General features: G+C 67.5%; 22 protein-coding genes. 14 read left to right on the forward strand and 8 right to left on the reverse strand.

Annotated elements, in window-relative coordinates; all coding sequences use genetic code 11:
* Nucleotides 1–82 precede the first annotated feature (82 nt).
* On the forward strand, nucleotides 83–1,888 hold the full coding sequence (arc, locus tag K0O64_RS13975) for a proteasome ATPase (RefSeq protein ID WP_071944978.1): 1,806 nt from the start codon (nucleotides 83–85) through the stop codon (nucleotides 1,886–1,888).
* Between the two features lie 24 nt (nucleotides 1,889–1,912).
* Here arc and K0O64_RS13980 read toward each other — a convergent pair whose 3' ends face one another.
* The 4 genes from K0O64_RS13980 to K0O64_RS13995 form a co-directional block, all read right to left on the reverse strand.
* Entirely contained in the window at nucleotides 1,913–2,203 is a 291-nt protein-coding gene (locus K0O64_RS13980; protein ID WP_071944976.1) for a DUF732 domain-containing protein, read from the reverse strand.
* 157 nt (nucleotides 2,204–2,360) lie between these two features.
* Entirely contained in the window at nucleotides 2,361–2,972 is a 612-nt protein-coding gene (locus K0O64_RS13985; RefSeq protein WP_071944975.1) for a hypothetical protein, read from the reverse strand.
* Nucleotides 2,956–4,119 (reverse strand): hypothetical protein, encoded by a 1,164-nt coding sequence (locus K0O64_RS13990; protein ID WP_220046425.1) that lies wholly within the window; start codon nucleotides 4,117–4,119, stop codon nucleotides 2,956–2,958. Before K0O64_RS13990 ends, K0O64_RS13985 begins: the two co-directional genes overlap by 17 nt.
* Nucleotides 4,116–5,261 (reverse strand): hypothetical protein, encoded by a 1,146-nt coding sequence (locus K0O64_RS13995; RefSeq protein ID WP_220046426.1) that lies wholly within the window; start codon nucleotides 5,259–5,261, stop codon nucleotides 4,116–4,118. Before K0O64_RS13995 ends, K0O64_RS13990 begins: the two co-directional genes overlap by 4 nt.
* A 102-nt stretch (nucleotides 5,262–5,363) precedes the next feature.
* Between K0O64_RS13995 and dop the strand changes: the two genes are divergently transcribed.
* The 5 genes from dop to K0O64_RS14020 all read left to right on the forward strand — a co-directional run bounded on the left by dop (nucleotide 5,364) and on the right by K0O64_RS14020 (nucleotide 9,743).
* The gene (gene dop, locus K0O64_RS14000) at nucleotides 5,364–6,872 is read left to right on the forward strand and encodes a depupylase/deamidase Dop (RefSeq protein ID WP_220046427.1); all 1,509 of its coding nucleotides are present in this window, start codon (nucleotides 5,364–5,366) and stop codon (nucleotides 6,870–6,872) included.
* A gap of 71 nt (nucleotides 6,873–6,943) precedes the next feature.
* Complete coding sequence (locus K0O64_RS14005) at nucleotides 6,944–7,138, forward strand: ubiquitin-like protein Pup (protein ID WP_036337615.1); 195 nt, start codon at nucleotides 6,944–6,946, stop codon at nucleotides 7,136–7,138.
* Complete coding sequence (gene prcB / locus K0O64_RS14010; RefSeq protein WP_220046428.1) at nucleotides 7,135–8,013, forward strand: proteasome subunit beta; 879 nt, start codon at nucleotides 7,135–7,137, stop codon at nucleotides 8,011–8,013. The genes K0O64_RS14005 and prcB overlap by 4 nt, the downstream gene beginning before the upstream one ends.
* Nucleotides 8,014–8,766 carry a proteasome subunit alpha gene (gene prcA / locus K0O64_RS14015; protein WP_220046429.1) on the forward strand — a complete coding sequence of 251 codons (753 nt, stop codon included), beginning with the start codon at nucleotides 8,014–8,016 and terminating at the stop codon, nucleotides 8,764–8,766.
* Entirely contained in the window at nucleotides 8,763–9,743 is a 981-nt protein-coding gene (locus tag K0O64_RS14020) for an NAD-dependent epimerase/dehydratase family protein (RefSeq protein ID WP_225933748.1), read from the forward strand. The genes prcA and K0O64_RS14020 overlap by 4 nt, the downstream gene beginning before the upstream one ends.
* On the opposite strand, the gene K0O64_RS14025 is transcribed toward K0O64_RS14020, so the two are convergent.
* Nucleotides 9,740–11,452, reverse strand: coding sequence for an alpha/beta hydrolase (locus K0O64_RS14025; RefSeq protein WP_220046430.1), 1,713 nt, complete (start codon nucleotides 11,450–11,452; stop codon nucleotides 9,740–9,742). The genes K0O64_RS14020 and K0O64_RS14025 overlap by 4 nt on opposite strands.
* Nucleotides 11,449–11,721 carry a DUF7162 family protein gene (locus tag K0O64_RS14030; protein ID WP_071944960.1) on the reverse strand — a complete coding sequence of 91 codons (273 nt, stop codon included), beginning with the start codon at nucleotides 11,719–11,721 and terminating at the stop codon, nucleotides 11,449–11,451. Before K0O64_RS14030 ends, K0O64_RS14025 begins: the two co-directional genes overlap by 4 nt.
* 116 nt (nucleotides 11,722–11,837) lie before the next feature.
* Here K0O64_RS14030 and pafA point away from each other — a divergent pair, with 116 nt between their 5' ends.
* From pafA to K0O64_RS14065, 7 genes are read left to right on the forward strand one after another with little or no spacing between them, the layout of a single operon-like run.
* Nucleotides 11,838–13,196 (forward strand): Pup--protein ligase, encoded by a 1,359-nt coding sequence (gene pafA / locus K0O64_RS14035; protein WP_096312858.1) that lies wholly within the window; start codon nucleotides 11,838–11,840, stop codon nucleotides 13,194–13,196.
* 48 nt (nucleotides 13,197–13,244) lie between these two features.
* Nucleotides 13,245–14,234, forward strand: a complete 990-nt coding sequence (locus K0O64_RS14040) for a helix-turn-helix transcriptional regulator (RefSeq protein ID WP_220046431.1) — start codon at nucleotides 13,245–13,247, stop codon at nucleotides 14,232–14,234.
* Nucleotides 14,231–15,205 carry a helix-turn-helix transcriptional regulator gene (locus K0O64_RS14045; RefSeq protein ID WP_220046432.1) on the forward strand — a complete coding sequence of 325 codons (975 nt, stop codon included), beginning with the start codon at nucleotides 14,231–14,233 and terminating at the stop codon, nucleotides 15,203–15,205. The genes K0O64_RS14040 and K0O64_RS14045 overlap by 4 nt, the downstream gene beginning before the upstream one ends.
* 29 nt (nucleotides 15,206–15,234) lie before the next feature.
* Nucleotides 15,235–15,498, forward strand: coding sequence for a Sec-independent protein translocase subunit TatA (tatA, locus tag K0O64_RS14050; protein ID WP_071949860.1), 264 nt, complete (start codon nucleotides 15,235–15,237; stop codon nucleotides 15,496–15,498).
* A gap of 45 nt (nucleotides 15,499–15,543) precedes the next feature.
* Nucleotides 15,544–16,479, forward strand: coding sequence for a twin-arginine translocase subunit TatC (tatC, locus tag K0O64_RS14055; RefSeq protein ID WP_071944952.1), 936 nt, complete (start codon nucleotides 15,544–15,546; stop codon nucleotides 16,477–16,479).
* Nucleotides 16,463–19,267, forward strand: a complete 2,805-nt coding sequence (locus K0O64_RS14060) for a DEAD/DEAH box helicase (RefSeq protein ID WP_083542910.1) — start codon at nucleotides 16,463–16,465, stop codon at nucleotides 19,265–19,267. The genes tatC and K0O64_RS14060 overlap by 17 nt, the downstream gene beginning before the upstream one ends.
* Nucleotides 19,268–19,323: 56 nt before the next feature.
* Nucleotides 19,324–20,085, forward strand: a complete 762-nt coding sequence (locus tag K0O64_RS14065) for a DUF4333 domain-containing protein (protein ID WP_220046433.1) — start codon at nucleotides 19,324–19,326, stop codon at nucleotides 20,083–20,085.
* A gap of 29 nt (nucleotides 20,086–20,114) precedes the next feature.
* Here the strand turns inward: K0O64_RS14065 and K0O64_RS14070 are convergent, their stop codons facing one another.
* Nucleotides 20,115–21,068, reverse strand: a complete 954-nt coding sequence (locus K0O64_RS14070) for a 5'-3' exonuclease (RefSeq protein WP_220046434.1) — start codon at nucleotides 21,066–21,068, stop codon at nucleotides 20,115–20,117.
* Between the two features lie 29 nt (nucleotides 21,069–21,097).
* Between K0O64_RS14070 and K0O64_RS14075 the strand changes: the two genes are divergently transcribed.
* Nucleotides 21,098–21,487, forward strand: coding sequence for a VOC family protein (locus tag K0O64_RS14075; RefSeq protein WP_071944946.1), 390 nt, complete (start codon nucleotides 21,098–21,100; stop codon nucleotides 21,485–21,487).
* Here the strand turns inward: K0O64_RS14075 and K0O64_RS14080 are convergent.
* On the reverse strand, nucleotides 21,475–22,323 hold the full coding sequence (locus K0O64_RS14080) for a hypothetical protein (RefSeq protein ID WP_071944944.1): 849 nt from the start codon (nucleotides 22,321–22,323) through the stop codon (nucleotides 21,475–21,477). The two genes, K0O64_RS14075 and K0O64_RS14080, sit on opposite strands and share 13 nt — an antisense overlap.
* Between the last annotated feature and the right edge of the window lie 8 nt (nucleotides 22,324–22,331).

A 22,331-nucleotide genomic window follows, 5' to 3' on the forward strand; every position in this document is an offset into this window, starting at 1 on the left:
CCCGCACGCACATGATCGGGGTTGGGCCGGTAGCGTTGAGGTATCCACCGCACCAACTCTCGGTGTGGGAGAGGAGCGCAACATGAGTGAGGCACAAGAACCCCAGCTGTCCGGCGAAGACGCCGCCGAGCTGGAAGAGCTGCGGCGTGAGGCGGCGGTACTCCGCGATCAGCTGGAGAATGCCATGGCGCAAGGCGGCGCCCGCAGTGCTCGTGATGTACACCAGCTCGAGGCGCGGATCGACTCTCTCGCGTCGCGCAACGCGAAACTGATGGACACCCTCAAGGAGGCCCGTCAGCAATTGCTCGCGCTGCGCGAGGAGGTTGACCGCCTCGGTCAGCCGCCGAGCGGATACGGCGTGCTGCTCGGCTCCCACGAGGATGACACCGTCGATGTGTTCACCTCCGGCCGCAAGATGCGCTTGACGTGCTCGCCCAACATCGACGTAAAGTCGCTCAAGAAGGGCCAGACGCTGCGCCTCAACGAGGCGCTGACCGTCGTGGAGGCCGGTACGTACGAGTCGGTCGGCGAGATCAGCACGCTGCGCGAGATCCTCGCCGACGGGCACCGCGCACTGGTCGTCGGGCATGCCGACGAGGAGCGCATCGTCTGGCTGGCCGAACCGCTGGTGGCCATCGAGGACCTGCCCGCCGACGTCGCCGAGGAACTCGACGATGACGACCTGCGCCCGCGAAAGCTACGCCCCGGCGATTCGCTGCTGGTGGACACCAAGGCCGGCTACGCGTTCGAGCGCATTCCCAAGGCCGAGGTCGAGGACCTGGTGCTCGAAGAGGTGCCCGACGTCGCCTACAGCGACATCGGCGGTCTGACTCGTCAGATCGAGCAGATCCGCGACGCCGTCGAGCTGCCGTTCCTGCACAAGGAGCTGTACCGCGAGTACGCGCTGCGGCCGCCGAAAGGCGTGCTGCTCTACGGGCCGCCCGGTTGCGGTAAAACCTTGATCGCCAAGGCCGTTGCCAATTCGCTGGCGAAGAAGATGGCCGAGGTCCGCGGCGACGACGCTCGTGAGGCGAAGTCGTACTTCCTCAACATCAAGGGTCCGGAGCTGCTGAACAAGTTCGTCGGCGAGACCGAACGCCACATCCGGCTGATTTTCCAGCGCGCCCGCGAAAAGGCTTCTGAGGGAACGCCGGTCATCGTGTTCTTCGACGAGATGGACTCGATCTTCCGCACCCGCGGCACCGGTGTGAGCTCCGATGTGGAGACGACGGTCGTGCCCCAGCTGCTGTCGGAGATCGACGGTGTGGAGGGGCTGGAGAACGTCATCGTGATCGGCGCCTCCAACCGCGAGGACATGATCGACCCGGCAATCCTGCGGCCCGGCCGTCTGGACGTCAAGATCAAGATCGAGCGGCCGGATGCCGAAGCGGCACAGGACATCTTCAGCAAGTACCTCACTGAAGAGCTGCCGGTGAACGCTGATGATCTGGCCGAGTTCGGCGGCGATCGCGGACAGTGCATCAGGGCGATGATCGAGAAGGTCGTCGACCGGATGTACGCCGAGATCGATGACAACCGGTTCTTGGAAGTCACCTACGCCAACGGCGACAAAGAAGTCATGTACTTCAAGGACTTCAACTCCGGCGCGATGATCCAGAACGTGGTCGACCGGGCCAAGAAGTACGCGATCAAGTCGGTGCTGGAGACCGGGCAGAAGGGTCTGCGGATCCAGCACCTGCTCGATTCGATCGTCGACGAGTTCGCCGAGAACGAGGACCTGCCCAACACCACGAATCCGGATGACTGGGCGCGGATCTCGGGCAAGAAGGGCGAGCGGATCGTCTACATCCGCACGCTCGTCACCGGCAAGAGCAGCAGCGCCAGCCGGGCCATCGACACCGAATCGAACCTGGGCCAGTACCTGTAGCGGTACCGGCCCAGGGTCGGGTCGTCAGTGCCCGCAGAGCTGCGAGGCGGCGGCGCTGTAGAAGAACGCCGCGTCCTTCGGCTCCACGCCGTCGGTGGTGTTGTCCGAGATGGTCTGCAGCGTGGTGGCCTGCGGCACGCCCGCGGCGATATCGCTGCAGATGTGCTGGCCCAGTGCCACCGCCGTCGCGACCGGTCCGTGCCAGCCGTCGTTGGCCAGTGTCGTGATGAAGGAGTCCTGATCCGCATACGCCGGTGACGCGAGCGCCAACCCGAGTCCTGCCGCCGCGATGCTGGTGATCACGAGTTTCTTCATGGTGTTTCCTTTCGCCCCGATGTGCGCACCTCTGCCGGATCCGGCGGCGCCATATGGCCGCAGTGTATGGCGAAGGTGAGCCTTACTGCAGCGTTATCGTCGCGCGCGTCAGTTTGTTACAGATGGGACTATCGGGGTGAATGAGGCGCTCAGCGCCTTAAATCTGCAACGAGTAGCTGTTGCTGAAATTGTCTTGGGTCACGTGGGCGTCCTGGGTGGTGGTGTCCACGCTCAGCGGCTCGGTGAGTGTGCGCGTTTCGTAGCGCCACCCGTCGGGCACATCCAGGCGCTCGGCCAGGTCGGGCAGGCTCGCGAGAGTGAGGGCCGGGTCCACGATCTGGCTGTAGGTCTGCATGACCCAGCGCTGCCCCTGCGGGTCCACTAGTTCGAACACCGGCCGGCCGGCGTCGAAGGTGAACACGGCTTTGCGATCCACTCGGTTGACTGTGTACGGCGCTGGGCTCATGGACGACAGCTTGACCGTGGCCTGCCGAATCATGTCGATGCCGCCGAAGGTCTTGATCTCCTGCTGGGCGGTCGCGGCTTTCTCGATGCTGCTCATCAACCAGTAGCGCGGCCCGTTGAGAAGGGCGGCGACGGCACCGTTGTCCTTGGCGATCGCCTCGGCGTCGAGCTTGTTCCACAGCTCCGCGGGGCAGTCATTGAGCGGAAAGCTGTTGTAGACGGTCGCTTCGGGCCCATCTGCGCCGGGGGTGACCAGCAGGATCTCCCCGTAGCGCTTGTCGAACACATCAGGCCGCTCGGTCATGGTTTGCCTCCATCTCCAGATACGCGTCGCGGCCGGCCAGGCTCACGGCGACGTCGGCGACCAGCGGGTCGAAGAACCGCTGCCGGTAGAGCGGGTCCACGCTGGTGCTGACGGTGAAGTACAGCCCGGACAGCACCGCCACGAACAATGAAGTGTGCACCACGGTCTGGGGGATCGGCACGTGGATGCCGAACCATGTTCCGGCGCAAGGCGGTTGGCCGACGGGACAGGACTGCTCGGCCGACCACAGCACGGTGACGTCGTCAGGAATCGCGATTGTGCCCAGCGCCAGGAAGAACGCGAACAACCCGGTGGTGAAGAACACCACCTGGATCGCTTGGGCGACCACCATGACCGCGACGACGTTGACCTGTTCGGCCAGCGACAGCGGCGTGCGAGCCGGCTCGGTGCCCGTCGCCAGGGGAGTGCCGTCGAGCAGCGCAGCGGTGTCGCGTCGGCCCGAGCGGTCCTCGCGTAGCGCCTGCACCTCGTCGCGAATGGTCACGACCATGAACAGCAGTGCCACCAGGGCCAGGAAACCGATTGTCTGCCAGAGCCGTTCGCGCGTCATCCGAGCGGACAACTGCCACAGCTCACCGGTGAAGTACACCACCACGGTCAGCATCAGAAGCGGCAGCGCGCGGCTCATCAGCGTTCCGAGCGCACCGAACTGCACCCAGGCAAATCGGAAGGCCCACAGGACAATTGACCCGATACCCAGATATGTCAGCCACACCGCGACCAACGCGACGATCCCGAACCCGGCGACCTCGGCCGCTGTCAGCCCCGTCCAGCCGCGGTCGACGAGCGGGAAGCCGATCACGAACAACGCCATCACAAGCAGCGCCGCAGTGCGACGGCCGGCCTCGCTGCGGGTGGTGCCAGCCTGGTGCAGGACGTACAGCACGAACGGCGCCGCGGTCAGCACGGCGGCCATGATGCCCAGCCGCAGCACGGTGCCGATGTCGGCGTGTCCATCACTGAAATCGGCGATCAGGGCCGTCAGTGCGATCAGCGCGCCGATCCCGCTGACCACCGGCGCCGATCGGGCGATCAACCGTCGCGAGCGCACCCGTCGCGTGAGGACCAGGGGCAGACCGCGGTTCAGGAACCACTCCTGGACATCGCGTCTGGTAGGCGCGGTCATGGCCGAGCCTGCCTCGACTGGCGGTACCGGTCGCGGGCGACCAAGGTCAGGCGCAGGTTGTCCAACAACGGATCGAGGAACTGCGCGCGATACTCCTTGTCGGTCACCGCCTTTGCCGCCAGATACATGAACGTGATGGCGGTGAGCATCATCGTCGTCTGGATCAGCGGGTCGGGGACCGGCAGCGTCATGCCGAGGATGTGACCGTCGTTGCTCCCGCTGTCGCGGGTCCACGAGGCCAACAACGGCGGACTCAGCACGATCAGCCCGAGCACGAAGAAGATCGCTCCGGTGGCCAGCGCGACCGTCAGCACCTGGCCCACCTGAGAGGCCGCGACGACGAACACCACGTTGGCCCGTTCGGGATGGGACAGCGGGTCGACGCCGGGCTCGTCGGCAATTCCCTCGAACGGCGTGCCGGCCAGTCGCTCGGCGTCCTCGGGGGCGGCTTCGGTTTCGTCCAGGATCGGGCGGACTCGTTCCAGGGTGCTCGACACCAGGAACGCGGCGGCGATCGCGAACAGGAATCCGATGGCCAGCCATAGTCGTCCGCGGCTGACGATCGCGGCCATCAACCAGACGTAGGTGTTGAAGAAGACCAGAAAGGTCAGCAGCACCACCGGCAGCGCGCGGACGAACATGCCGCTGGCCAACGCCAGGTTCGACATCGTGTCCCGCGCGGCCCAACCCGCGATCGATCCGATGCCCGACGCCGTCGCGACCACAATCGCCGCGATGGCGATCGCCGCCATCGCCAGGTTCACCGTGATCCGTGGACTCGGACCGCCGAAGACGCACCCGAGGATGGTCACCGCCAGCGCGACATTGGCCGCCACGACGCGCCGAAGCGGGCTGTCGATCCGCGACACCAGCCAGCCCACCAGCGCCGCCACCGGCAACACCAGCACGACCAGCGCCAGGAGGAAACCTTCGGCCACCGTCGGCCTGCCGTCGATGTCGATGGTGTGTTTGCCCGACAGCGTCACCACCAGGATGGAGTTCGCGGCGAAGACCGCCACTCCCGCGAGCGCGGGGGCCGACCGGCCCCACACCCGCCGCAGCAGGGTTCCGCGCCGTACCACCGCGGGAAGACCTCGAACCAGAAACCAGCGCTCTTCGGCGTAGCGGTCCGGTGATGTCATCGTTGCGCGGCTCCGATGTGGGCTTTCGAGTCAGGTCACAGTAGCCGGAAGTGGGACCGTCCACGCGGCAGGCGCGCAACACACCCCGCTAGGCTGGCGCCCATGCAAAGGATCATCGGAACCGAGGTCGAGTACGGCATCTCTTCGCCGTCCGATCCGACCGCCAATCCGATCCTGACCTCCACGCAGGCTGTGCTGGCCTACGCCGCGGCCGCCGGCATCCAGCGGGCCAAGCGGACCCGGTGGGACTACGAGGTGGAGTCGCCGCTGCGAGACGCGCGCGGATTCGACCTCAGCCGCTCCTCGGGCCCGCCACCGATCGTCGACGCCGACGAGGTCGGCGCGGCGAACATGATCCTCACCAACGGGGCGCGGCTCTATGTCGACCACGCGCACCCGGAGTACTCGGCACCCGAGGTCACCGACCCGATGGACGCCGTGATCTGGGACAAGGCTGGCGAACGCGTCATGGAGGCCGCGGCGCGGCATGTGGCCAGCGTGCCCGGCGCGGCCAAGCTGCAGCTGTACAAGAACAACGTCGACGGCAAGGGTGCGTCCTACGGGTCGCACGAGAACTACCTGATGAGCCGTCAGACGCCGTTCTCGGCGGTGATCTCGGGGCTGACGCCGTTCATGGTGTCGCGCCAGGTCGTGACCGGTTCGGGTCGGGTCGGCATCGGGCCGTCCGGTGACGAACCGGGCTTTCAGCTGTCCCAGCGTGCCGACTACATCGAGGTCGAGGTCGGCCTGGAGACCACTCTCAAGCGCGGCATCATCAACACCCGCGACGAGCCGCACGCCGACGCTGACAAGTACCGCCGTCTGCACGTCATCATCGGGGACGCGAATCTCGCCGAAACGTCGACGTATCTCAAGGTGGGCACGACGTCGCTGGTCCTGGACCTGATCGAGGAAGGCCCGAAATTCGGCCTCGATCTTTCGGATCTGGCGCTGGCGCGGCCGGTGCACGCCGTCCACGTCATCAGCCGGGATCCGTCGCTGCGTGCGACGGTGGCACTCGCCGATGGCCGGGAATTGACCGCGCTGGCCATCCAGCGGATCTACCTGGACCGGGTGGCCAAGCTGGTCGACGCCCGCGACCCGGATCCGAGTGCCTCGCAGGTCGTCGAGACCTGGGCGCAAATCCTTGACCTGCTGGAACGCGATCCAATGGAATGCGCCGAGCTGCTCGACTGGCCGGCCAAGCTGCGCCTCCTGGAGGGCTTTCGGCAGCGCGAGAACCTCGGCTGGTCGGCACCGCGCCTGCATCTGGTCGATCTGCAGTACTCCGATGTCCGGCTCGACAAGGGCCTGTACAACCGGTTGGTGGCACGCGGTTCGATGAAGCGTCTGGTCACCGAACAGCAGGTGCTCGACGCCGTCGACAACCCGCCGACCGATACCAGGGCGTACTTCCGCGGCGAGTGTCTGCGACGCTTCGGCGCCGATATCGCGGCGGCCAGTTGGGACTCGGTGATCTTCGATCTGGGCGGCGATTCACTGGTGCGGATCCCGACCCTCGAGCCGCTGCGCGGCAGCAAAGCGCATGTGGGCGCGCTGCTCGATTCGGTCGACAGCGCAGTGCAACTCGTGGAACAACTGACGACCTGACGTTCGTTAGACCGAGCAATACCGGTCTCGACCGGTAGTGTGGAAGAACGCATCACGAGCAGGAGGCAGCGATGGCTCAAGAGCAGACCAAGCGTGGCGGCGGTGGCGGCGAGGATGACGACCTCGGCAGCACCGGTGCCGGCGGGCAAGAGCGTCGCGACAAGCTCGCTGAGGAGACCGACGATCTGCTGGACGAGATCGATGACGTCCTGGAAGAGAACGCTGAGGACTTCGTGCGCGCATACGTCCAAAAGGGCGGACAGTGACCTGGCCGTTCTCTGATCGCCTGGCCACCAGTTCACCCCTGACCGATCTGTCTTCGTTCTCTGATCATCTGCGGCGCGAAGCCCCGCACCTACTGCCCACCGGCGCCGGTGGGAGCGGTGCGCTGCCGGGTGACGCACTGCCGCACGGCACCACGATCGTCGCGCTGCGCTACCCGGGCGGTGTGCTGATCGCCGGTGATCGCCGTGCCACCCAGGGCAACATGATCGCGAGCCGCGACGTGCAGAAGGTGTACATCACCGACGACTACACGGCCACCGGCATCGCGGGCACCGCGGCGATCGCCGTCGAATTCGCCCGCCTCTACGCCGTCGAGTTGGAGCACTACGAGAAGGTCGAGGGCGTCCCGCTGACGTTCCCCGGCAAGGTGAACCGGCTCTCCACCATGGTGCGCGGCAATCTCGGTGCGGCACTGCAGGGATTCGTGGCACTCCCGCTGTTGGTGGGTTACGACCTCGATGATGCGAATCCGGAAGCGGCCGGGCGGATCGTCTCGTTCGACGCGGCCGGCGGCTGGAACATCGAGGATGAGGGTTATCACTCGGTCGGCTCCGGCTCGCTGTTCGCCAGGTCGTCGCTGAAGAAGCTCTATTCCGGTGTGACCGACGCGGATTCGGCGTTGCGGGCGGCGGTCGAGGCCCTCTATGACGCGGCCGACGACGACTCGGCGACCGGCGGCCCCGATCTGGTGCGCGGCATCTTCCCGACCGCCGTCACCATCGAGGCCGAAGGCGCCGCCGAGGTGACCGAGCAGCGGATCTCGGCGCTCGCACGTGAGGTTATCGAGAGTCGTTCCAGGACAAACACATTCGGTCCCGGCACGGGACCCAGCAACGAAGCACCTCGGGTGGACTAAGTGAGCTTCCCATATTTCATCTCGCCTGAGCAGGCGATGCGTGAGCGTTCCGAGCTCGCGCGCAAGGGCATTGCCCGTGGGCGCAGTGTGGTCGTGCTCGCCTACGACTCCGGTGTGCTGTTCGTCGCGGAGAATCCGTCGCGCTCGCTGCAGAAGATCAGCGAGCTGTACGACCGGGTCGGCTTCGCGGCGGTGGGCCGGTTCAACGAGTTCGACAACCTGCGCCGCGGCGGAATCCAGTTCGCCGACACCCGCGGCTACGCCTACGACCGTCGCGATGTGACCGGTCGTCAGCTCGCCAACGTGTACGCGCAGACCCTCGGCACGATCTTCACCGAGCAGGCCAAGCCCTACGAGGTGGAGCTTTGTGTGGCCGAGGTGGCCCACTACGGCGAGACGAAAGCCCCTGAGCTCTACCGCATCACCTATGACGGCTCGATCGCCGACGAGCCGCATTACGTCGCCATGGGCGGCACCACCGATCCGATCATCGCCGCGCTCAAGGAGTCCTACTCCGAGAACGCCACACTCGGCGACGCGGTCGGTATCGCCGTCGAGGCACTGCGGGCCGGCATCAACGGCACCGGCGGCAGCGGGACGTCGTCGGCTGAGCCACGGGTGCTCGGCCCCTCCACCCTCGAGGTGGCGATCCTCGACGCCAAGCGGCCGCGACGGGCATTCCGGCGCATCACCGGCTCGGCGTTGGAAGCGCTGCTGCCGAAGACCGAGCCTGCCGCGGAGGAAAGCTCCTGACGCAGCTCGTCATCGGCGCCAGCGGGTTCCTCGGCTCGCATGTGACGCGCCAACTGGTGGCCAGTGGCGCGAACGTGCGGGTGATGCTGCGCAAGACCAGCTCGACGAAGGCGATCGACGATCTCGACGTCGAACGGCACTACGGCGACGTGTTCGACGACGACGCCCTGCGCGCGGCCATGAGCGGTTGCGACGTCGTGTACTACTGCGTGGTCGATGCGCGGATGTGGTTGCGCGACCCGGCACCGTTGTTCCGCACCAACGTCGAAGGACTGCGGCACGTGCTCGACGCTGCCGTCGAGGCCAACCTCACGAAGTTCGTATTCACCAGCACCACGGGCACTTTGGCGGTCAGTGACAGTCGCCCGGTCACCGAGGACGATCCGCACAATTGGACCGGCGGTGGCCCGTACATCGAGGCTCGCGTGCAAGCCGAGGATCTGGTGTTGCGCTATGCCCGTGACAAGGGGCTGCCCGCCGTCGCGATGTGCATCTCGACCACCTACGGGCCCGGTGACTGGCAGCCGACGCCGCATGGTTCCCTCATCGCGCAGGTCGCCGCCGGCCGGTTCCCGTTCTATCTCGACTTCTCCTCCGAGGTCGTCGGTATCGAAGACGCCGCGCGCGCAATGCTTCTGGCGGCTCAGCATGGCCGGCCGGGGGAGCGCTACATCATCTCCGATCGTTACCTCAGCACCCGGGCGGTACACGAGATCGCCGCCGATGCCGTCGGGGTGGCGCGTCCGCGGATCAAGATCCCGATGCCGGTGCTGTATGCCGCCGCCCATGCCAACGATCTCGCGTCGAAGTTGTTGCGCCGAGACCTGCCGTTCGCCGTGGTGGGATTGCGGATGGCGCAGTTGATGTCGCCGCTGGACCACGGCAAGGCCGAACGTGAATTGGGCTGGCACCCCGAGCCTGTCGAGGAGTCGATCCGCAGGGCGGCACGGTTTTTTGTCGAGCAGGCGCGCGGCTAACCCGCCACCCGAATGTGCTCGCGGTCGCCGGTGATCACGGCCACGATGTTGCGCCAGGCATCGGACGGCTCGTTGAGCACGTCGCTGTGTGACGACAGGCCACCCATCGGTCTGCCGCCGAGGCGGCGTCCGGGCGCCAGCGGAATCACGCCGGGCAGCCCGTCGGGGTCCGCGCCGTGCGGGCCCCTCGGGATGCCTTGGACGAGACCGATCGGATCGCCCGGTGCGGTGAGGGAGAACCGCAGAACGTCGGGGTTGCGGTTGTGCCAATCCGACGTATCCCACACGCCAACACCGGCACCCGCAGCCTCGACATAGATCACTCGATCGGCGGTCAGCCCGAGATGCTCGGCGCTACCCAGGATCGACCCGCCATAGGAGTGGCCGAGGTAGGTCACCGGCATCGATCCGGCCCGGCGGTCAACGTCTTCGCTGAACGCCACCAGTCGCGGCGCCATGTGCAGGGCATAGCGAGGATCGGCGGCGTCGGCCACGCCGGCGGCCAGTTGACCGGTCGGGAACGGCCCACCGAGATAGGTGATCATCGCGATGTCTCCCGTCGACCCGGCCACGAAGCGTCGCGCGGTGGCGACATCGTCGTTCGCTCCCTCGAAGGTGGTGTTGAGCCCGGGAACCAGCACCGCGAGGGCGTGCGCTCGCCTCAGGTCACCCGACAACTCGATGAACGACTGCCGCTGCGGGTCGAACGCCAAGATCTGGCGCGGCACCCGACCGTCGCGGTCCAGGGAATCGGGAACGTCGGCGAGCAGACTTTCGTAGTAGGCGATGCGGTCCCGTGCGTCCCGGTCGTACGCCGAGACAGCCGAGGCACGCATCGCCGGATCGGCGTGCAGAGTTGCCCAAAGTCGTTCGGCGTCAGCCGGTTCCAACGTGGGCGCGACCGCGGCGCGCAACTTCACGTCGTCGGGCACATCGATGCGGCGGCGTTCGTCGAGTATCGCGTTGGCGATGTTGATCCGGTTGGCCGCGATGCGCATCTCCCAGGGGATGCCATCGGTGTTGCCCACCTCCTGGGGCCTGCTCTCGACGAGCCGACGGCGCTCGGAGTCAGACATCCCCGCGATCGAGGCGTTGATGCTGACCTGGCTCATGTGCGGCCAGTCGCCGACGGAGCTTCCGGTGAGTCCTGCCGGCCGAACCGGCGCCGCCCCGGGAATTGCGGTGTCGAATGCCGCATCGATCGCCGCCGCGGCCTCGGCGTCGGCCGCCCCGAGCGATGACAACGCGCCCTGCAGAACGCGAGTCAGTTCGGCCGCGCGCACGTCGAGCATTGTGTGGGCGACCGAATCCGATCCACCGCTGCAGGCCACCAGCAGCGCCGACGGTGCAGACGGCGGAGCAACCGTCCCGTCATCGCCGACGGCACATCCTTCGTCGCGGGCGTCGGCCACCACCGCCAGGACCCGGTCACGTCCACGAGTGATGACATCGGCGGCATCCCGAGCCTCAGCCGCGGCCAGGATCAAGGCCCGGCACACTCCACGCAGGCCCGCGGCGGTCGGGCCGATCGCCTCTCGGGCGGCGCCGGCGGCCGAACCGGCGAACACGCCCGAGCTGTGCGTCACCGAATCGTCAACAGCGTCCGCCTGCGCTTGCAACCGCCCGGCTGCGTCGTCCCACGCGCCGGCCAGTTCGAGGAGTGCCTGCGGTCGCCAAGTGGACACCTGCGAAACCGTCGGCCGGCTCATCGCTGCCCGAGCTGGCCCGCGGCGACGTCATCGGCGGCACCGAGTTCGTGCACCGACCGGCGGACCGAGCAAACCCAATCCTGCAGGGCCAGGTCGAGTCGGTGCACTTCAGCAGCGACGCGCGCCGGTGCGGTCGACGCGCCCAGCGCAGAACCGGGCATCGCGTCGATGCCCGGGATCGCGACACCGCCGAGCTCGGCTGCGGTGCGTGTCAGTCGGTCCACCAGCGCGCCCACCGCTGCGGAATCGACGACGACGCGCTCGGTCACGGCTCATGCTGACACGGTCGGCGCGAGCGGATATTCGGCAATCCACAGGGATTTTGAACGTGTTTCGCCGCCTGCTTGCCCACCACTGGCGCAGCGCAACCAGTAGGCTCGGTGTCGTGCAGCGGAGAATCATGGGCATCGAAACCGAATTCGGTGTCACCTGCACGTTCCACGGCCATCGTCGGCTCAGTCCCGACGAGGTCGCCCGGTACCTGTTCCGCCGGGTGGTGTCGTGGGGCCGCAGCTCGAACGTGTTCCTGCGCAACGGCGCGCGCCTGTACCTCGACGTGGGAAGCCACCCGGAGTACGCCACCGCCGAGTGCGACAACCTGACGCAGCTGGTCACACATGACCGCGCCGGTGAACGGGTGCTCGAAGACCTGCTCATCGACGCTGAGCAGCGACTGGCCGACGAAGGCATCGGCGGGGACATCTACCTGTTCAAGAACAACACCGACTCCGCCGGAAACTCCTACGGCTGCCACGAGAACTACCTCATCGTGCGCGCCGGCGAGTTCTCCCGGATCTCCGATGTGCTGCTGCCGTTCCTGGTCACCCGCCAACTGATCTGCGGTGCGGGCAAGGTGTTGCAGACGCCCAAGGCGGCCACCTTCTGCCTGTCCCAGCGAGCCGAGCACATCTGGGAAGGCGTCTCGAGCGCCACCACCCGCTCGCGCCCGATCATCAATACCCGCGACGAACCGCACGCCGATGCCGAGAAGTACCGCCGGCTGCACGTGATCGTCGGCGACTCCAACATGTGCGAAGCGACGACCATGCTCAAGGTCGGCACCGCCTCGCTGGTGCTGGAGATGATCGAGGCCGGGGTCGCGTTCCGGGACTTCTCGCTGGACAACCCGATTCGTGCCATCCGGGAGGTCAGCCACGACCTGACCGGACGCCGTCCGGTACGGCTGGCGGGCGGCCGGCAGGCCAGCGCCCTGGACATTCAGCGCGAGTACTACGCCCGCGCGGTGGAGTACCTGCAGACCCGTGAGCCGAACACCCAGATCGACCAGGTGGTCGACCTGTGGGGCCGTCAGCTCGACGCGGTCGAGAGCCAGGACTTCGCGAAGGTGGACACCGAGATCGACTGGGTGATCAAGCGCAAGCTGTTCCAGCGCTACCAGGACCGCTACAGCATGGAGCTGTCCGACCCGAAGATCAGCCAGCTCGACCTGGCCTACCACGACATCAAGCGTGGCCGCGGCGTGTTCGACCTGCTGCAGCGCAAGGGCCTGGCGACCCGGATCACCACCGACGAAGAGATCGAGGCCGCGGTGGACACCCCGCCGCAGACCACCCGGGCCAAGCTGCGCGGTGAGTTCATCAGCGCCGCCCAGGAGGCCGGCCGCGATTTTACCGTCGACTGGGTGCACCTCAAGCTCAACGACCAGGCCCAGCGCACCGTGCTGTGCAAGGACCCGTTCCGCTCGGTCGACGAGCGGGTGAAGCGGCTCATCGCGAGCATGTGACGAGCGCGCCGCAAGGGCGGCGCGTCGTTTCCCGCTAAGGTTTTCCGAGTGGCGACATCCAAAGTCGAGCGGTTGATGAACCTCGTCATCGCGCTGCTGTCCACGCACGGCTATATCACCGCGGACCGCATCCGCGCGAGCGTGGCCGGCTACGCCGAGAGCCCCAGCGATGAGGCGTTTTCCCGCATGTTCGAGCGTGACAAGAACGAGTTGCGCGATCTGGGCATTCCGCTGGAGACCGGACGGGTGTCGTCGTTCGACCCGACCGAGGGGTACCGGATCAACCGCGACGCCTACGCGCTGCCCGATATCGAACTGACCGACGAGGAGGCGGGCGCGGTCGCGATCGCGACTCAGCTGTGGGAGTCGCCGGAGCTGATCACCGCCACCCAGGGCGCGCTGCTGAAGCTGCGGGCCGCCGGCGTCGACGTCGATCCCGATGCCGCCGTCGCGATCACCACCGCCTCGGGGCCGCCCGGCTTGCGCGGCTCGGAGGACGTCCTGGGAAACCTGTTGTCCGCCATCGATTCCGGTCAGCCCGTGCAGTTCCGGCACCGATCGCTGCCCACCGACCCCTACACCGTCCGCACGGTGGAGCCGTGGGGGGTGATCACCGACCGGGGCCGCTGGTACCTGGTCGGACACGATCGGGATCGCAACGCCACCAGAACGTTTCGGCTCTCGCGCATCGGTGCCGACATTAAAACCGTTGGGGCGCCCGGATCGGTCACCCGGCCGGACGGTGTCGACCTGCGGGCGATCGTCGACCGGGCCATCGGCGAAGCACCCAGCGGGGTGCAGGCATCGGTGTGGGTTGCCGACGGAAAAGCAATGTCATTGCGGCGCAACGGGAAATCGACGGGTAGCCGCACCATCGGCGGGCGCAGCGGCGAGGTGATCGAGATCGACATCGGCACCCGCGACCGGCTCGCCCGCGAGGTCGCCGGGTACGGGGCCGATGCGTTGATCCTGGAGCCGGCCGCCTTGCGCGACGACGTCCTCGCGAGGTTGCGAGCCCACGCGGGGGTGCAAGCATGACCCCCGTTTCGACGCGCCTGGTGCGGCTGCTCAATATGGTGCCCTACCTCAAGGCGAATCCGAGCATCACCTACGACGAGGCCGCCGCCGATCTGGGCGTGACTCGTAAGCAACTCCAGCAGGATCTCGATCAGCTCTGGATGTGCGGCCTGCCCGGCTACGGACCCGGCGACCTGATCGACTTCGAGTTCTCCGGCGACTCGATCAAGGTCACGTTCTCCGCGGGCATGGATGAGCCGCTGCGGCTGACCTCGCCGGAGGCGACCGGGCTGCTGGTGGCCCTGCGGGCGCTGGTCGACATCCCGGGTGTCGTCGATCCGCAGGCCGCGCTGTCGGCGATCGCGAAGATCGAGTCGGCGGCGGGCACCGTCGGCCACGATCACACCCACGCGGTGGCCGCGGTGGAGGAGCGAGCGCCCATTGAGAGCGACACCGCCGCGGCGGTGCGGGCCGCAGTCCGCGACGGCCGCGCCCTGAACATCGAGTACTACTCCGCCTCCCGTGACACCCTGACCAGCCGCGTGGTGGACCCGATCCGGGTGCTGCTGGTCGGCGACCACAGCTATCTGCACGCCTGGGCCCGCGACGCCGAGGGGGTGCGGTTGTTCCGGCTGGACCGGATCGTGGAGGCAACGGTGCTCGACCAGGCCGCTATCCCGCCGGAACCGGCGGTGCAGGCGCCGCCGGACACGTCGCTGTTCGATGCCGACCCGTCGCTCCCGGCGGCGACGCTGCTGCTGGCGCCGACGGCATCGTGGATGCTCGAGTACTACCCGATGCGCATCCTCGAGGAGCTGCCCGACGGCTACCGCAAGGCCTCGATGACGTACGCCTCCGAGGAGTGGATGTGTCGCCTGTTGCTCGGATTCGGCGCCGAGGTCCGGGTTCTGGGCCCGGACTCGCTGGTGACCCGGGTGCGCGAGGGTGCGGCCGCGGCGTTGGACGCCTACGGCGAGCTGGACCTGCGGTAGCATCGAAGCAACTTCTGGAGGTGACCAAATTGGGTGCTCTACAACCGTGGCACTGGCTGATTCTCATCGCGGTGGTCGTGCTGCTCTTCGGGTCGAAGAGGTTGCCTGATGCCGCCCGCTCGCTGGGCAAGTCGATGCGAATCTTCAAGTCAGAGGTCAAGGAGCTGCAGAGCGAGCACAAGACGGACACTCCCGTCACGCCCGCGCAGCCGCCAACTCAGGTGCAGTCCGAGCGCGTCGAGGCCCCGGTGACTCCGCCGGCCCAGAGCCACACCGACGCCAAACCGGCCTGAACCGACGACTCAGGGGCGTCCACACGCCCGTAGTTAGCCGCTGCCGTGCGCACCCCTAAACTTCTGTCGCGGCTGGATCCTCGACAACGCCGTAGCCGCGTCAACCCGGACGGGACGATGTCTCTCGTCGACCACATCCGGGAGCTGCGATACCGCCTGCTGATCGCGATGGGTGCCGTCGCGCTGACCACGGTCGTCGGATTCCTCTGGTACAGCCACGGGTTCCTCGGTCTGGAGAGCCTGGGTGAATGGCTGCGCGAGCCGTACTGCTCGCTGCCGCAGTCGGCGCGCGCCGACATCAGTGCCGACGGTGGCTGCCGGTTGCTGGCCACCGCGCCGTTCGACCAGTTCATGTTGCGGCTCAAGGTTGGTCTGACCGCCGGCATCGTGCTGGCCTGCCCGGTGTGGCTGTATCAGTTGTGGGCGTTCATCACCCCCGGCCTGTACCGCAACGAGCGGCGCTTCGCGTCGGTGTTCGTCTTCTTCGCCGCGCTCCTGTTCGTCGCGGGCACGGTGCTGGCGTACTTCGTGCTGTCCAAGGCCCTGCACTTCCTGCTGACGGTCGGCAGCGACGTCCAGGTGACCGCGCTCTCCGGCGACCAGTACTTCGGGTTCCTGATCAACCTGCTGCTGATCTTCGGCGTCAGTTTCGAATTCCCGTTGCTGATCATCATGCTGAACCTGATCGGCGTGCTGTCGTATGCGAAGCTCAAGTCCTGGCGCCGCGGCCTGATCTTCGGGGTGTTCGTGTTCGCCGCCTTCGCCACGCCCGGGTCGGACCCGTTCTCGATGCTGGCGCTCGGCCTCGCGCTCACGTTGCTGCTGGAGTTCGCCATCCAGATCGCCCGGGTGCACGACCGACGCAAGGCCAAGCGCGAGGCGCAGGCCGAAATCCCCGACGAGCAGGCAGCGCCCATCGAGGCGCCCGAACCGGTGGCCGCCCCGGCGACGTATGCGGCACAGCATGACGACATCACCTAGCCAGCCTTCCGGCGGGCAGGAGCGCAGCGACCCGGGGAAGCAGCTTCAGCAGTTCACGGAGCTGCTGACGTTCCGGCTCGATCCGTTCCAGGTGCAGGCGTGTGAGGCCCTCGAGCGCGGCCATGGGGTGCTGGTGTGCGCCCCGACCGGCGCGGGCAAGACGGTGGTCGGCGAATTCGCCGTGCACCTGGCGCTTGCAGCCGGTCGAAAGTGCTTCTACACCACGCCGATCAAGGCGCTGAGCAACCAGAAGCACAACGATCTGGTGCGCCGCTACGGCGCGGAGAACATCGGATTGCTGACCGGCGACCAGTCGGTCAACGGTGACGCGCCCGTGGTGGTGATGACCACCGAGGTGCTGCGCAACATGCTGTACGCCGGTTCTGATGCCTTGCACGGGCTTTCGCACGTGGTGATGGACGAGGTGCACTTCCTGGCCGACCGGATGCGCGGCGCGGTGTGGGAGGAAGTCATTCTTCACCTGCCCGACGACGTGCGACTGGTCAGCCTGTCGGCGACGGTGAGCAATGCCGAGGAGTTCGGCGGGTGGATCCAGACCGTGCGGGGTGACACCACCGTCGTCGTCGACGAGCACCGGCCGGTTCCGTTGTGGCAGCACGTGCTGGTGGGCAAGCGACTGTTCGATCTGTTCGACTACGACCGGGAAGGCAAGCAGCATCTGGTCGACCCGGACCTGATCCGCCATATCGCGCACCGGCGCGAGGCCGAACGGCTGACCGACTGGGAACCCCGTCGCCGTGGGCCGTCGCGCCGCTACGGTGGGTCGGGTCTGTACCGCCCGCCATCGCGGCCCGATGTGATCGCCTCACTGGACCGCGAGGGACTCCTGCCGGCGATCACGTTCATCTTCTCCCGCGCCGGCTGCGACGCCGCGGTCAAGCAGTGCCTGCGCAGTCCGCTGCGGCTGACCAGCGACGAGGACCGGGTGCGGATCGCCGAGGTGATCGACCGGCGCTGCGGCGATCTCGCCGACGCGGACCTGGCGGTGCTGGACTATTACGAATGGCGCGAGGGTCTTTTGAGAGGGTTGGCCGCCCACCACGCCGGGATGCTGCCGATCTTCCGGCACACCGTCGAGGAGCTGTTTACCGCCGGCCTGGTCAAGGCGGTGTTCGCGACCGAGACGCTGGCGCTGGGCATCAACATGCCGGCCCGCACGGTGGTGCTGGAGAAGCTGGTCAAATTCAACGGCGAACAGCACATGCCGCTGACCCCGGGGGAGTACACCCAGCTGACCGGGCGTGCGGGGCGGCGCGGCATCGACATCGAGGGCCACGCCGTCGTGCTGTGGCATCCGGACGTCGAACCCGCCGAGGTCGCCGGCCTGGCGTCCACGCGGACCTTCCCGCTGCGGAGCTCGTTCGCGCCGTCGTACAACATGACGATCAACCTGGTGAACCAAATGGGCCCGGAACAGGCCCACCAGCTGTTGGAGCGGTCCTTCGCGCAGTATCAGGCCGATCGGTCGGTCGTGGGTCTGGTGCGGGGAGTCGAGCGCGGCGAGAAGATGCTCGACGATATCGCCGGGGAGCTGGGCTGGAACCGCCGCAAGCATCCCGACGCGGAGCCCCCGATGATCGAGTACGTGCGGCTGCGCGCCAAGATCAGCGAGCGGGAGCGGGCCCAGTCGCGGGCCTCGCGGTTACAGCGCAGGCAGGCGACCACCGATGCGTTGGCGGCGCTGCGGCGCGGTGACATCATCAACATCACACAGGGCCGCCGGGGCGGCCTGGCCGTGGTGTTGGAGGCGGCCAACGAGACGTCCGATCCGCGTCCGCTGGTGCTGACCGAAAACCGTTGGGCGGGAAGGGTTTCCTCGGCAGATTTCGCCGGGGCGGCCGCCGCGATCGGGTCGATGACGTTGCCGAAACGCGTCGAGCACCGGCAGCCGCGGGTACGCCGTGACCTGGCGTCGGCGCTGCTGTCGGCGGCGTCCGGGCTGCGGGTGCCGTCGACCCGGAAACGGCGCGGCGACGCCGAGGACGCCCCCGATATCGATCCCGAACTGCTGACCTTGCGGGAGTCGATGCGCAAGCATTCCGCGCACGCCATCGCCGACCGGGAAGCGAAAGTCCGCATCGGCGAGCGCTTTCTGCGGGTCGAGCGCGACAACGACCAGATCCGCAAGAAGGTCAGTGCGGCGACGAACTCGCTCGCGCGGACCTTCGACCGGATCGTGGGATTGCTGACCGAACGCGGATTCATCGCGGTCGATGACGACGGCCAGCCCGCGGTGACGGCCGACGGCCGTCTGCTCGCCCGTATCTACAACGAGAGCGATCTGCTGGTCGCCGAATGCCTGCGCAAGGGTGTCTGGAAGGGACTGGCCCCGGCTGAGCTGGCCGCCGCGCTGTCGGCGGTGGTGTTCGAGGCCCGGGGCAGCGACGGCCCCACCCCGCACCACGCGATCGAGATGCCGACCGCCAACGTGCGCCGAGCACTGGTCGAGATGCGCCGGATGTCGGGGCAGTTGCGCGCCGACGAGAACCGCCACCGGATCAGCCCAACCCGCGAGCCCGACGAGGGCTTCGTCGCCGCCATGTACCGCTGGGCAACGACCGGCGACCTCGCGGCGGCCCTGGACGCCTCCGACGTTGCCGGTGCCGGTACGCCGCTGCCTGCGGGCGATTTCGTCCGGTGGTGCCGCCAAGTGCTCGATCTGCTCGACCAGGTCCGTAATGCCGGCCCGGAAGCCGGGCTGCGCAAGACTGCGAAACGCGCCATCGACGACATCCGGCGCGGCGTCGTCGCTGTTGATGGCGGGTAGGCTCATGCAAACGCTACGGTGGGGGCGGCGAATCGCTACCAGATCAAGGAGAGACGATGAGCGGACCGCAGGGATCTGAACCTAATCCCTGGCAGGCTCAGCCCGGGCAAGGTCAGGATCAGCCTGCCTCCGGCTCCGAGCAGCAGCCCACCGGCAGCGAGACCCCGGCGTGGCAGCAGCCGTCCGGTGAGCAACCGCCGGCCTGGCAGCCGCCCGCCTACACGCCGCAGCAGTACCCGCAGTACGGCCAGCAGCCGGGGCAGCAGTACCCGCAGCAGCCCTACCAGCAGCCGACCGAGTACAACCCGGCCACCTACGGGCAGCCGGGTCAGCCGCAGCAGTACCCGCAGTACGGGCAGCCGCAGTACGGCCAGTACCCGCAGACCGGTCAATACCCGCAGCAGCCAGGCCAGTACCCGGGTGACCCGAACCAGCCCGGGCAGTACGCGCAATACTCGCAGCCCGGCGACGACGCCGCCAAGAAGTCCTCAGCGGTGCTGTTCACCGTCATCGGCGTGCTGGCCGCGATCGTCGTGGCCGTCGTGCTGGTGTTGGGCTTCTGGAAGCCCGGCTTCTTCGTGACGACCAAGCTCGACATCGGCAAGGCCCAGCAGGGCGTGCAGAACATCCTCACCGACGAGACCAACGGCTACGGCGCGAAGAACGTCAAGGACGTCAAGTGCAACAACGGTCAGAACCCGACGGTCAAGAAGGGTGACACGTTCACCTGCGAGGTGAGCATCGACGGCACCAAGCGCCAGGTGACGGTGACGTTCCAGGACGACAAGGGCACCTACGAGGTCGGCCGGCCGAAGTAGCCGCTCGGCGGCGTCATGCGCCTGAGTAGCTAGTCGAGCGCGTCCAAGGCTTTCTGCAGGCGCCCGATCGACGAACCGACGCCGTAGGCGTGGGCCAGTTCCGCGACGCGCGACGGGTCGGCTGCTGCCAACGGTAGGCGGTCGTGGTCGGTGCTGAACTCCACCGGTGCGTCGCGGGCCACCAGGACGACCGGACCGGCGGCCTCGATGTAGTCGGTCGCCGCGAGGATCTTGCTGCGAAAAGCCTTGGACAGCTTCGATTTCGGGTCGTGCGCGGCGGCCAGGATGTCTTCGAGCGAACCGTATTGCGACAGCAGGGTGGCCGCCGTCTTCTCGCCGACACCCGGCACCCCGGGCAGGCCGTCGGACGGATCACCGCGCAGCAGAGCCAATTCCGCGTAGGCGGTGCCCGCCCGGTGCACCGGCACGCCATACTTCTCGGCGACCTCGGTCGGCCCGAACATCGTCGCGTTCGACAGTCCGCGACCCAGATACAGCACTCGTACCGCGACCGGGTCGTCGCCCACCAACTGCAGCAGATCGCGGTCACCGCTGACCACGACGACGGGATCACGTTGCTCGGCGGCGGCCAGGGTTCCCAGCACATCGTCGGCCTCATAGCCTTCGGCGCCCGCGGTGGCGATGCCGAACGCGTCGAGTAGCTCCATGATCATCTCGACCTGATGGCTCAGCTCGTCGGGGACCTCTTCCAGATCCGTTTCACCGCTTGGCATTTCCTCGGCGACCCGGTGCGCCTTGTACGACGGGATCGCATCGACCCGGAACTGCGGGCGCCAGTCCAGGTCCAGGCACACCACCAGCCGCCCAGGGCGTTCCCGGGTGATCAGCGTGGCCACACTGTCCAGAAAGCCGCGCACGGCGTTGACCGGCCTGCCGTCAGGCGCGGTGATCGACGAGGGCACCCCGAAGAACGAACGAAACCACATGCTCGCGCCGTCGAGCAGCAACACCGGTGCAGACATGCGAGCCATCCTGCCAGTAGCGTCGGAGTATGTCGTTGGCCATCGAGCGGATCGACCACGTGGTGCTCAATTGCCGCGACGTGGAGACCGTCGCCGACTGGTACGTCCGCGTGCTCGGCATGCGCCGCGAGGTGTTTTCGGGAAACCGGGTTGCGCTGCGTTTCGGCGATCAGAAACTCAACCTGCGGCCCACCGGAGCGTCGAACTGGCCGACGGGAGTGGTGGATTCACCCGGCTCGCTGGATCTGTGTTTTATCACCACCGCATCGCCTGACGACGTCGCGGCGCATCTGCGCGACGAAGGGGTGCCGATCACCGAGGGACCGGTCCCGAAAACCGGTGCGCTCGGCGCGATGACGTCCTACTACTGCCGCGACCCCGAGGGAAACCTGGTCGAGATCGCCAGCTATCCGTCGTAGCGGAACAGGTACGAACCCGTGGTGATCGCCTTGTCGCCGGCGCCCTCGTCGTGCACCGTGACGCGCACCGCGATGGCGCCGTCCGCGCCGCGGATCGGCTCGGTGTCGGCGCGGAACGGCCCAACCTTGCCGCGCGCCAGGAACATCACGTGCGAACTGAGTCCCTGCAGTCGGTCGGTGCCCGCGACGGCGGCCGCCGCGTCAAGCGCTGCGGTCTCCAACAGCACGAACTGGGGCCCGACGTGCAGCGCGGCGTCCGGGGAGGCCACCTCGACCGACAGCTCCGGCATCGCCCACCTGCCGTCGGGGCGGCGAGTGGCGCCGAACACCTGCCACAGCGGCGGGAGGTCGGGAGAGTCAACGACCTCGATCGGGTTGAGCTCCATCTTGCCCAGGCCCTCGGGCGGAACGCCGATGCTGACGCCCTGGCCCTCGTTGAGCGCGAGCACGCGAGAGGGGTTGTCGGCGTCGACGATTCGCGATCGGCTGTAGGCCATCTGCCTGCCCCGCTTGAGGTCCTCGGACTGGATCTCGATGCGGCGAACGCCGTGGCCGGGGTCGACGACCTGGATGGAGTGGATCACCGGATTGGGCACTGCCTCGAGGTCGGAGACCAGCCCGCTGTCGGGGGAGACGATGCCCAGCACCGCCAGGTACAGGCCGCCTGCCGGGTTGCGCATATCGTGTCGGATCGCCACGGTGTCCTGGGCGCCGACGTCCATCGACGAGTAACTGCGGCCCAGATAGCGATAGCTGAGTAGCCCGCCCCAGCGCCGGTTGAGTTCGGCGGCGTAGGCCGCGGGGTCGTCGGCGAGCTCACGGATGTCGCGCAGCATCGCGTCAT

This window comes from Mycolicibacterium pallens (assembly GCF_019456675.1).
Lineage (GTDB): Bacteria > Actinomycetota > Actinomycetes > Mycobacteriales > Mycobacteriaceae > Mycobacterium > Mycobacterium crocinum.